This window comes from Ruegeria sp. CE9 (assembly GCF_056537425.1).
This window is the reverse complement of record NZ_JBQFRO010000060.1, coordinates 1-1,464: the sequence shown is the minus strand read 5'-3', so window position 1 is coordinate 1,464 and position 1,464 is coordinate 1. Positions and strand designations below refer to the sequence as shown.

Sequence of the window (1,464 nt, the reverse complement as noted above, 5' to 3'; positions counted from 1 at the left end):
GGGTCACCGCCCCCGCAACCCATCTCTATCCGCGCCCCGATGTAAAATCGTCGCCCGATGTGTCGATCTTTTTCGGCGCACGTGTCAACGTGGTTGAGCCTGCGAAAGAGGGTGAAAGCTTTCATCGCATCCAGACGGGGCATCATGTTCCAAAATCCCACCTGCGCCCCTTAACGGCGCGGTTTTCGGATACGGTGGGCGTGGCTGATCTATTCCTTGGAACCCCCTATCTTTGGGGCGGCAGCAGCCGATGGGGCATTGATTGCTCTGGCCTGATCCAATTGGCGATGCGCGCCTGTGGTCAAGACTGTCCACGGGACAGTGACCAACAAGAGGCAGCGCTCGGCGCGCTTTTGCCCGAGGATGCACCACTGCGCCGCGGGGATTTGGTGTTTTGGAGGGGCCATGTCGGGATCATGGCCGATGAAGAGATGCTGTTGCACGCAAATGCCCATCACATGGCGGTGGCCTATGAGCCGCTTGCCCATGCCGAGGCGCGCATTCGCACGTCTGGCGGCGGCGAGATCACCGCGCGCAAACATGTTTTGATAGAATGACGGGGTATTAATCGTCTACGGCGCGGATCAATTTGCGCTCTAGCACGCGCAGCACATTGCGCAGATCATGCCCGCGCTTGAGAATGCGCCCGTCCATCCCAATCACGGAATACATTCCCTGCTTGCCTGCCAATTTGGGGCGCTTTTCAATCCGATAAATGGGGTGTTCGGCGGTGCGGCGGAAAACTGAGAAAATCGCAACATCACTCAGCAGCGACATTCCATAATCGCGCCATTCACCTGCAGCCACCATGCGGCCATAAATCGACAGGATCGCCGATAATTCGCCACGATCAAAGGCGACCTTTTCGGGAATACGGGAAGCGCCAAAGGATTGAGTATGCACCACCATAGACTGATGGTGGCATGAATTCTAAGAAATGCAAGGGAGATCATAAAAAGGCCCGCAAGGTCAGCTGATCTTGCGGGCCGTGATGCGTGGTGTCGCTTAGGCGCGAACCAGTTTTTCGTAGGCGTCCGAGATGTCCCGCGTCAGGGCGCCAACCTCGAAATTATAGCTACCAATCTGACCCACTGGGGTGACTTCTGCGGCGGTTCCCGTCAGCCAGCATTGTTCAAACCCTTCCAATTCTTCCGGCATGATATGACGCTCATGCACCTTGATTTGGCGATCGTTCAACATACCGATAACTGTCTGGCGGGTTAGGCCATTGAGGAAGCAATCTGGCTTTGGCGTATGCACTTCGCCATCTTTGACGAAGAAGATATTTGCGCCTGTCGCCTCGGCGACATAGCCGCGATAATCAAACATCATGGCATCCGAGCAGCCCCTCGTCCACCAGCGGTTGCAGGATCGCGATCTCGGCCTCGGTCGGCAGGCCCGTCGCCTCCAGCTCGGAATTGTCCCAGAAACTGTCGACATAGTCGTAGATGCCGTAGAAAAGCG

At 56.6% G+C, this 1,464-nt stretch carries 3 protein-coding genes; 1 reads left to right on the top strand and 2 read right to left on the bottom strand.

The window, feature by feature from the left end; all coding sequences use genetic code 11:
- A partial coding sequence (locus tag ACR0B3_RS23945; RefSeq protein WP_480811233.1) for a C40 family peptidase occupies positions 1 to 557 on the top strand: 557 nt, incomplete at its 5' end.
- Between the two features lie 7 nt (positions 558 to 564).
- Here the strand turns inward: ACR0B3_RS23945 and ACR0B3_RS23940 are convergent.
- Together ACR0B3_RS23940 and ACR0B3_RS23935 are read right to left on the bottom strand one after the other, a co-directional pair.
- Positions 565 to 909 (bottom strand): DUF2794 domain-containing protein, encoded by a 345-nt coding sequence (locus ACR0B3_RS23940; RefSeq protein ID WP_340298282.1) that lies wholly within the window; start codon positions 907 to 909, stop codon positions 565 to 567.
- Positions 910 to 1,005: 96 nt separating this feature from the next.
- On the bottom strand, positions 1,006 to 1,464 hold a 459-nt coding region (locus ACR0B3_RS23935; protein ID WP_480811232.1), incomplete at its 5' end, for an aminotransferase class IV.